Below are 8,677 nucleotides of genomic sequence, written 5' to 3'. Positions count from 1 at the left end.
TTGATAAATACAAACCTTCTATTTATCTTGTTTGGTCAGTCTTGATAAATACAGCACTTCTATTTATCTTGTTTGGCCAGTCTTGATAAATTCGGCGGCTCTAACCCCCACCTCTCATATCTCTTTTATTTATATTTATTCATCATTTCTTGGGAAATGTGGCAATAATCATCTGGGCATTTTTCTAAACGGTCTTGGTGTTCTTCTGCGCTTCGTACATAATTCTCTAAAGGTTTAACCTCAACTGCAATTCGGTCTGCATCACTTCTATTTGCTATAAATTGACGTGCATCTTCTAAATGATGCGCTTCTTCACTATAGACACCTGTTCGATATTTTAACCCGACGTCTTCACCTTGTTTGTTCACACTATATGGGTCTATAATTTCAAACAAGTATGACATCAAATCTTCTACTTGAACGATTGCAGGATCAAATACAGTCTTTACACATTCTGCATAACCGTCATATTCACCTTCAAGAGTACGACTACTTCCGTTTGCCCTACCTGCTTCAGTCTCTATTACACCAGGTAACGTCTTTACAAAAGCTTGTACGCCCCATAAACAACCACCTGCTAAATATATCGTTTCCATAGCCAACTCCCACTACACTTTTATATTAAGTGTTTTTGATTATTACAATTTTATTATTAAATCGATTTTTAAGATAGACTATATACTTAAACCACTTCAAATAGCGCCATCTATGTGAATATCTATCAAAGTAATTATATTCTTTAACAACTTTCCAATTTTCTGGCAAAATATCTTTTAGCTCTACCACATTATTATAACCAAATTTAAATAATGGTTTACTAGAAAGCTTAGAAACAGATGGATGATTATTTGTATGTTTAGTCATAAACTTTGAACAAAATTCAGAAGCAATTACTAAATGATGCTGATTAAATGACCGAGCGATTTCTTTATTCACAGCTTCAACTTCTTCTTTCTCAAAATACATTAACACACCTTCAAATATTATTAAAATCTCACTATCTTCTTTAAAATGTACATTACGTTTAACATCATCAATCCAACTATAATCAAACATAGACTTATTAATCATTTTATAAAAATATGTTTCATTAAAAAATCGTTTTCTAAGATTTATACTTTCTGGTACATCAATATCAATCCATGGAATCTTGTTCAATTTCAATCGACTGAGACGCGTATCTAGCCCACATCCAATATTGATAATAAATGGATGATTAGCATGATTAATAAAGTTTATAACAATTTCATCTAAAATCTCAGTCCTAATACTAATACCAAGCTGTGATAGCCAGTCTACATATGTATCAAGTAAAAGATCATCTATTTCTTTTATTATTTTAACAGATAAAGGATCATCGATAATTGGCATATCACTTAAAGTCTCTCTCGCCTTAGCAGCAAGTGGTATTAACATAGATTCAGGTATTCCTTTTAACTCTGACATATCATAGCCTCCCACTAGAATTTTAAATTTATTATTACACATTGTAAAAAAATGTCAATTTAAACTTTTTATTCTTTTTAAGGAAGGCTATTCAAATTATGATAAAATACAATAAATCTCAAAAAGTAGGTGTAAAAAAATGATATTACCTCAAAAATTAAAGTATGGAGATACCGTAGCAATTATTTCATTATCTAGTGGTATTGCTGGAGATGAATCTATTATATGGAGAACTTATCAAGGTATTGAACGTCTCAAATCCATTTTTCATCTGAATGTTAAAGTTATGTCAAATACATTGGCAGGAAGCGAATATTTATATCATCATCCTGAGAAGAGAGCTGACGATTTACATAAAGCATTACTTGACCCAGAAGTTAAAGCAATTATTAATTGTATCGGTGGTGCAGAATCAATCAGGATCATACCTTTTCTGGACCAAAATATTATAAAAAATAATCCCAAGATATTCTTAGGTTACTCAGACATCACTTCTTTACATATGTATTTTTACAAATTAGGTATCACAACTTATTATGGACCAGCACTTTTAACAGATTTTGCTGAAAATGTAGCGATGGATCAATATACAATAGACCATATTTACAAAACTCTATTCACAACTGACGCTTCTCACAATATTAAAAACGCAACTTATATCCGAGATAGTAACGTTAGATGGGAAAAAGAAAATCAAATGATTCAAAGAGGATATATAAATAAAGGAGAATATGAATTAATTAATGGTAGTGGCATAGTGAGTGGCAAACTTATTGGAGGCTGTTTAGAAACGTTAAATAACCTTCGAGGAACTGACCTATTTCCAAGTTCATCTACTTTTAAAGATGCTATCTTATTCATAGAGAATTCAGGTAGCTTTAATAATACCTTAATTATTGAACAAAATATCAGAACACTTGGCTACCTTGGTATATTAAAAAATGTAAATGGTATTATCATTGGAACACCTGCAAACGGTACGGACAAAGAAGAAATCAAAAATATTTGGAAGAAAATGATGAAAGAATGGGAAATTGAAGATACACCTGTTCTATATAATGCTAGCTTTGGTCATAATGAACCAAAATGCATATTACCTTATAGTGTAACAGCCGAAATTAATACTGAGCAATTATCCTTTACCATTAAAGAAAAAACTGTTTCAAATTAAAATCAAATTGGAGGACTACTATGAAATTAGTTGCATATAACGACAATTATTACGACAAAGTTCAGTCATATCAAATGGATGATTCACAACTTCAGTTTACAAAGTCTCCACAAGAAAATATTGAACTGGCAGCACAAAATAAAAACAGACATTGCATATTAGGATTAACAGAAGATGATAATCTGGCTGTATTCTTCGTCTTGCATGAACATAGTGAATTTACAAAGTACTTTTCAACACCTGATGAATCCACAATCTTTGTAAGATCATTATCAACAGATAAACGATACTTAAGACAAGGCTGTGCAAAAGAAAGCTTACAGCAACTCAATCATTACTTATCAGAACATATGCCACATATAAAACACATTGCACTCTTAGTAGATATTCCAAATCAAATTGCATATGAGCTATATATTAAATTAGGCTTTGTAGATACCGGCATAGAAATAAATAACGATGGTGATTTAACAAAATTAATGGAGAAGGATTTGTAATCCCCTATTTCTTAACTCATTCTTAACTATTATTAAATAACTTTTAACTGCCTATTTTTTGGAAATTTTTATATTATAATCAAGTCATCAAATGATTGGAGATGGTTATACATGAAATTCAAAAAATTAATTCCTGTTACTTTATCTGCTGTTATTCTAGGTTTTGGTGCGGTAAGTGTTACTGATTCTCATCATGCTAATGCTAGAACGTATTCTCAAAATGGATTAACGCTTCATGATGATACGCGCTTACCTTTCCATACTGATCAAGATTTAGCAGCTCTATTAAACAAAGATACTGACTCATTAACTAAACAACAACTTATTGATTATTTTAAATTATTAGGCTTTAAAAATGTAGGACAAGTTATTAAAACTGCTGAAAAACAAAATATTGATGTTTCTGCTTTTTATAAATACAGAAATCATAAAGGTTGGAAATAAGAAATAACGAAGTTGAATGGCATCATACATGCTATTCAACTTTTTATGTGAATTTACATATTATGATTCATATTCATTTAATTGTACTTAACAACTAAACTTTTTTATACTATTTAAGAAATTTTACTTTTTTAATGATTGAAAGTTTGGTAAAATCTTAATGCATTAATTAATTTAATGGAGGAATACAATATGGAAAATATAGAGAGAGAAGATTTATTACAAGATTTTAAAACTAAGCTTTTACGATTGAATTCTAATTTTAAATTTCTATGTGGACATGTTGCTAATAACAATGGTTATTCATTAAATTACCTGAACTTATTGTACTTTATTAGTGAAAATGAAGGTATGACATTAGCTGGACTTGCTGAGTCTCTAGACATGGATAAAGGGAATTTAAGTCGTTTATTAAATGAACAAATTAGAGAAGGCTTCGTAGAAAAGAAAATGGACAAGGAAGATAATAGAAGAATCCATGTATTTGTTACAGAAGTTGGTCGTGAAAAAATTAAAGAATTGAATAAAATATGTATCACAAATCTAGATTACTTATTAAAAATATTACCTGACGAAGAATTCACGAACTTTATATCCACTTTAACTAAATTAGACAACCACTTTGGCGATCGCACAAAAGAAATTAAAGAAGGCGAACTACAAGTTTAACTTTCTCAATATATCAGTCAATATAACTCCATTTCACCCTCGAATTCTCACAAAATGATAGATAAAAACGATTTCATATTATTTTACAAAATCAAACAATTGAAAAATGCAACTTTTTTGATACAATATAATGAGGATAAAAATGTGCATTCATATAAAAATTGTTCCATATCAACTAGATACATTCAAATTGACATATTATATAAATAAAAAAAGAGAATTAGAGGAGATAAGAAAATGGATTATAGAGTACTATTGTTTTATAAATATACAACAATTACTGACCCCGAAACTTTTGCAGCAGAACACTTAGAATTTTGTAAAGACCTTGAACTTAAAGGACGTATTTTAGTAGCAACTGAAGGTATCAACGGTACACTTTCAGGTACGAAAGCTGACACAGATAAATACATGGAACAAATGAAAGCAGACAAAAGATTTGAAGGTATTACATTCAAAATCGACGAAGCAGAAGGACATACTTTCAAGAAAATGCACGTGCGTCCAAGACCAGAAATCGTAGCATTAGACTTAGAAGATGATGTAGACCCTAGAGAATTAACGGGTAACTACTTATCACCAAAAGAATTTAAAGAAGCTTTATTAGAAGAAGATACAATCGTAATTGACGCTAGAAATGATTACGAATATGACTTAGGACACTTCCGCGGTGCAATTCGTCCAGATATTACAAGATTCAGAGATTTACCAGACTGGATTAAAGAAAATAAAGAACAATTTATGGATAAAAAAATCGTCACTTATTGTACAGGCGGTATCCGTTGTGAAAAATTCTCAGGCTTCTTATTAAAAGAAGGTTTTGAAGACGTAAGCCAATTAGAAGGCGGAATCGCAACTTACGGTAAAGATCCAGAAACTAAAGGTGAATTCTGGGACGGTAAAATGTACGTATTCGATGAAAGAATTAGCGTAGACGTAAACCAAGTTGAGAAAACAGTAGTCGGTAAAGAATGGTTCGATGGCACACCATGTGAAAGATACATTAACTGTAGTAACCCAGAATGTAACCGTCAATTCTTAGTTACAGAAGAAAACGAACACAAATATCTAGGTGCATGCTCACACGAATGTGCATCACATGAAAGAAACCGTTACGTAAAAGCACACAACATTAGCGAAGAAGAAAAAGCAAACCGCTTAGAAAACTTTAAAGCATTAGTATAAAACAAAAAATATCACTAAATAAACCCCCTTACTAATCGAGTAGTAAGGGGGTTTGGTGATGCCTATGGAAATTATGTATCATTAATTAAAACGAAATAACACCTATTATACCAGCAACAAATATCATAAATACTGAGGAACCTATTGCCCATTTCATAACAACTTTTTGGTTTGTACCATAATCTATGCCTAACATACCGACTAATAAATAACCGGCAGCGTAAAGTGGACTTAATACGTGTAATGGTTGTCCTAATATGGATGCTCTCGCCATTTCAGCTTTTGCTACACCGAATTGTTGGGCAGACTCTGCTAAGATTGGCAAAATACCATAATAAAATGGATCATTGGCCATAAAATATGTGAATGGCATACTTAAGATTGCTGTGATGAGTGCGAAGTGATTCCCCATTGATTCAGGAATGACATTTACTAATGCTTTTGCCATCTCATCTACCATTTCAGTACCATTCATAACCCCTGTGAAAATTCCAGACGCAAACACTAAACCTACAACTGCTAATACATTGCCTGCATGACGTTTAATCAATTCAGATTGCACTTCAAGGCTTGGATAATTGATTAGTAATGCAATTGCAAAGCCTATCATGAATAATACTGGAATTGGTAAGAAACTTGTAATCAATGCGATTAATAACAATATTGTTAAAAGTGCATTAACAATCACAATTTTAGGTCTTAATAATGCTTTTTCATCTTCATCTGTACCATTAGAATTATGCATTTCATCAAGTGTTAAACTTAAATGATTTTTAATACCGACTCTTTTTCTTTCTTTAACACCTAATACATAAGCTGAAAATACAGCAAATAGTATACCAGCTATCATCACTGGAATAATCGGTGTAAATACTTCTTCAGTCGTTAACTGTAGCGAAGAAATCGCTCTTGCAGTTGGTCCACCCCATGGTGTCATATTCATAACGCCAATAGATAGTAATGCTAACGTTGATAATATGTATAAGTTCATGCCCATTTTCTTATATAAAGGAAGCATAGCCGTAACGGTAATAATAAAAGTTGTCGTGCCATCTCCATCTAACGCAACTAATGATGCTAAAGCTACTGTTCCAATTGTAATCTTAACTGGATCTCCTTTAACAGCTTTCATAATCGCCTCAATAACAGGATTAAATAATCCTGCGTCAATCATAACCCCAAAGTATAAAATTGCGAATACGAGCATAATACCCGTTGGCGCGACTGTTAATAGTCCATCCACCATATATTCGCCTAATTTAGAATAAAACCCTCCAATCAGTCCGAAAACTGTTGGCACTATAATTAATGCTGCTAAAGCTGACATCTTTTTGCTCATAATGAGAATCATAAAAATGATAACCATTATAAATCCAAGTATTGCCAAATTCATGTTGTAGTACCCCCTCTATTGTATTTTATTATTGTAAGCGTTTTTATAAATATTCGCAATAGACTATTTTAAAAATTTTCAGAATATTAATAAACTTATACTATTATAAAAAATACCATCCAAATATAATTTGGACGGTAATGTGATTAATTATTTAAAGCTAATTTAATATGTGCTAAATGATGTTCTTCGTGCCATGATAATTTCGCGATTTTAAAGGCTACTGTTGTTTCGCCATTATCTTCATGAATGAATGCGCGTTTCAGTTGTTCTTCAGATAAACTTCGTCCAACTGCAACTATCCGTTCATTAATACCTTCTAACATTCTAAGTGAACATTCGATAGGTAATTCATTATCTGGTAATTCAATCCATTTTTCTTGATCAAAACCAACTATCGTTGGCTTTCTATCATCAGTCAAAGCAATCTTCAAACGTTGATACATATTCAGTTGAGAATCAGCTATATGATGGACAAGCTGTCTAACTGTCCAACTACCTTCTCTGTACTTTTTCTTTAATGCTTCGTCGTTTAATCCATCAACAACTTTTCTTAATCGATTTGCGTAGTTACCAATCTCATCTAACCACTGATTAATATCATTCATTGTTACTTTTTCAGGTAATTCTAATTCTCCAATTGGAAATCTTACATCCACAATAATCACCCTTTTCATTAGATTAAATTCATCTTTATTATAGGTTATATTTAGGATTAATGAAAATTAAACAGATCGTGTCGTGAGAATATCTTGAACACTTTATTGATTGCGAATTCTTTTACCGTCTTCGCTATCAAAGAAATGTGCTTTATTGATATCAAATGCCAATCTTATCTTATCACCTGCATTACTTTGCGTTCTTGAGTCTAGTTTAGCGATAAATGAATTGCCATTTAATTCCGAGTGAATCATAATTTCTGACCCTAATAACTCACTAACTTTAACATCTGATTCAAATGGTGAAGCTATATCAGAATCAATAAATAATGGTTCATCTCTTATATCTTCAGGTCTTATCCCAAATTTTATATTTTTATTTTCATATCCGTTATTTTTAATTAATCTTTGTTGAGCTTCTGTGATTTTGACTACTATATTACCTAGATGTAATTCTTTACCTACAACTTTAGCATCAAATATATTCATTGCAGGTGATCCAATAAATTCAGCTACAAATAAATTCTCTGGCTTATCATAAACTTCTTTAGGTGTACCAATTTGCATGATTTCACCTTTGTTAAGTATCACAATTCTATCTGCCATCGTTAACGCTTCTGTTTGGTCATGTGTGACATATATAGTTGTTGTACTTAATCTTTTATGAATCTTAATAATCTCTGCTCTCATTTGTACTCTTAATTTAGCATCTAAGTTTGATAATGGTTCGTCCATAAGAAATATCCCTGCATCACGTACAATTGCTCTTCCTAAAGCAACCCTTTGTCGTTGGCCACCAGATAAATCTTTAGGTTTTCTTTCTAAATACTCGCCTAACCCTAGTATTTCCGACGCTTCTTTTACACGACTGTCTATTTCATTTTTAGGTAATTTATTTAACTTTAACCCGAATGCCATATTATTATAAACCGTCATATGTGGATACAATGCGTAGTTTTGAAACACCATCGCAATATCTCTATTTTTGGAGTCTATATTATTCATTCTTTTTTCTTCAACATAAAAATCTCCATCCGTTATATCTTCTAAACCTGCCACCATTCTAAGTGTCGTTGATTTCCCACATCCTGATGGACCAACAAATACAATGAATTCTCCATCGTCAATTTTTAAATTAAAGTCCTTTACGATAACGGGACCCTTTTTATTATATTGTTTAGTAATATTATTTAATTGGATATTTGGCATAAAT

At 31.5% G+C, this 8,677-nt stretch carries 10 protein-coding genes; 5 read left to right on the top strand and 5 right to left on the bottom strand.

Annotation, left to right across the window (positions count from 1 at the left end; all coding sequences use genetic code 11):
* Positions 1–125: 125 nt before the first annotated feature.
* Together LQ694_RS12310 and LQ694_RS12305 are read right to left on the bottom strand one after the other, a co-directional pair.
* On the bottom strand, positions 126–596 hold the full coding sequence (locus LQ694_RS12310; protein ID WP_058612076.1) for a peptide-methionine (S)-S-oxide reductase: 471 nt from the start codon (positions 594–596) through the stop codon (positions 126–128).
* 25 nt (positions 597–621) lie between these two features.
* Positions 622–1,446 carry a class I SAM-dependent methyltransferase gene (locus LQ694_RS12305; protein ID WP_196968424.1) on the bottom strand — a complete coding sequence of 275 codons (825 nt, stop codon included), beginning with the start codon at positions 1,444–1,446 and terminating at the stop codon, positions 622–624.
* A gap of 139 nt (positions 1,447–1,585) precedes the next feature.
* On the opposite strand from LQ694_RS12305, the gene LQ694_RS12300 reads away from it, so the two are divergent.
* From LQ694_RS12300 to trhO, 5 genes are all read left to right on the top strand, one after another.
* A complete protein-coding gene (locus LQ694_RS12300; RefSeq protein WP_058612074.1) occupies positions 1,586–2,617 on the top strand; it encodes a S66 family peptidase in 1,032 nt (343 codons plus the stop codon).
* Positions 2,618–2,637: 20 nt separating this feature from the next.
* On the top strand, positions 2,638–3,114 hold the full coding sequence (locus tag LQ694_RS12295; RefSeq protein ID WP_058612073.1) for a GNAT family N-acetyltransferase: 477 nt from the start codon (positions 2,638–2,640) through the stop codon (positions 3,112–3,114).
* A gap of 111 nt (positions 3,115–3,225) precedes the next feature.
* The gene (gene spn / locus LQ694_RS12290) at positions 3,226–3,558 is read left to right on the top strand and encodes an SPIN family peroxidase inhibitor (protein ID WP_058612072.1); all 333 of its coding nucleotides are present in this window, start codon (positions 3,226–3,228) and stop codon (positions 3,556–3,558) included.
* Between the two features lie 192 nt (positions 3,559–3,750).
* Positions 3,751–4,227 carry a MarR family winged helix-turn-helix transcriptional regulator gene (locus LQ694_RS12285; RefSeq protein WP_049320336.1) on the top strand — a complete coding sequence of 159 codons (477 nt, stop codon included), beginning with the start codon at positions 3,751–3,753 and terminating at the stop codon, positions 4,225–4,227.
* Positions 4,228–4,464: 237 nt separating this feature from the next.
* Positions 4,465–5,412 (top strand): oxygen-dependent tRNA uridine(34) hydroxylase TrhO, encoded by a 948-nt coding sequence (gene trhO, locus LQ694_RS12280; protein WP_049320335.1) that lies wholly within the window; start codon positions 4,465–4,467, stop codon positions 5,410–5,412.
* Positions 5,413–5,497: 85 nt separating this feature from the next.
* Here trhO and LQ694_RS12275 read toward each other — a convergent pair whose 3' ends face one another.
* The 3 genes from LQ694_RS12275 to LQ694_RS12265 form a co-directional block, all read right to left on the bottom strand.
* Entirely contained in the window at positions 5,498–6,805 is a 1,308-nt protein-coding gene (locus tag LQ694_RS12275) for a CitMHS family transporter (RefSeq protein ID WP_048540470.1), read from the bottom strand.
* 146 nt (positions 6,806–6,951) lie between these two features.
* Positions 6,952–7,464: a YfiT family bacillithiol transferase gene (locus LQ694_RS12270; RefSeq protein WP_058612126.1), complete on the bottom strand. Its 513-nt coding sequence runs from the start codon at positions 7,462–7,464 to the stop codon at positions 6,952–6,954.
* Positions 7,465–7,566: 102 nt separating this feature from the next.
* Complete coding sequence (locus tag LQ694_RS12265; protein WP_058612070.1) at positions 7,567–8,673, bottom strand: ABC transporter ATP-binding protein; 1,107 nt, start codon at positions 8,671–8,673, stop codon at positions 7,567–7,569.
* Positions 8,674–8,677: the final 4 nt, after the last annotated feature.

Source organism: Mammaliicoccus sp. P-M58, from assembly GCF_022386165.1.
Lineage (GTDB): Bacteria > Bacillota > Bacilli > Staphylococcales > Staphylococcaceae > Mammaliicoccus > Mammaliicoccus sciuri.
Note: the sequence above shows the minus strand (reverse complement) of the source record. Positions and strands in the feature narration are given on the sequence as shown.

Excerpts from the sequence above, each read along its gene's own strand:
- LQ694_RS12265 (WP_058612070.1), bottom strand. The coding sequence starts at position 8,673 with ATGCCAAATATCCAATTAAATAATATTACTAAACAATATAATAAAAAG.
- LQ694_RS12310 (WP_058612076.1), bottom strand. The coding sequence starts at position 596 with ATGGAAACGATATATTTAGCAGGTGGTTGTTTATGGGGCGTACAAGCT.
- LQ694_RS12305 (WP_196968424.1), bottom strand. The coding sequence starts at position 1,446 with ATGTCAGAGTTAAAAGGAATACCTGAATCTATGTTAATACCACTTGCT.
- LQ694_RS12275 (WP_048540470.1), bottom strand. The coding sequence starts at position 6,805 with ATGAATTTGGCAATACTTGGATTTATAATGGTTATCATTTTTATGATT.
- LQ694_RS12300 (WP_058612074.1), top strand. The coding sequence starts at position 1,586 with ATGATATTACCTCAAAAATTAAAGTATGGAGATACCGTAGCAATTATT.
- spn (WP_058612072.1), top strand. The coding sequence starts at position 3,226 with ATGAAATTCAAAAAATTAATTCCTGTTACTTTATCTGCTGTTATTCTA.
- trhO (WP_049320335.1), top strand. The coding sequence starts at position 4,465 with ATGGATTATAGAGTACTATTGTTTTATAAATATACAACAATTACTGAC.
- LQ694_RS12285 (WP_049320336.1), top strand. The coding sequence starts at position 3,751 with ATGGAAAATATAGAGAGAGAAGATTTATTACAAGATTTTAAAACTAAG.
- LQ694_RS12295 (WP_058612073.1), top strand. The coding sequence starts at position 2,638 with ATGAAATTAGTTGCATATAACGACAATTATTACGACAAAGTTCAGTCA.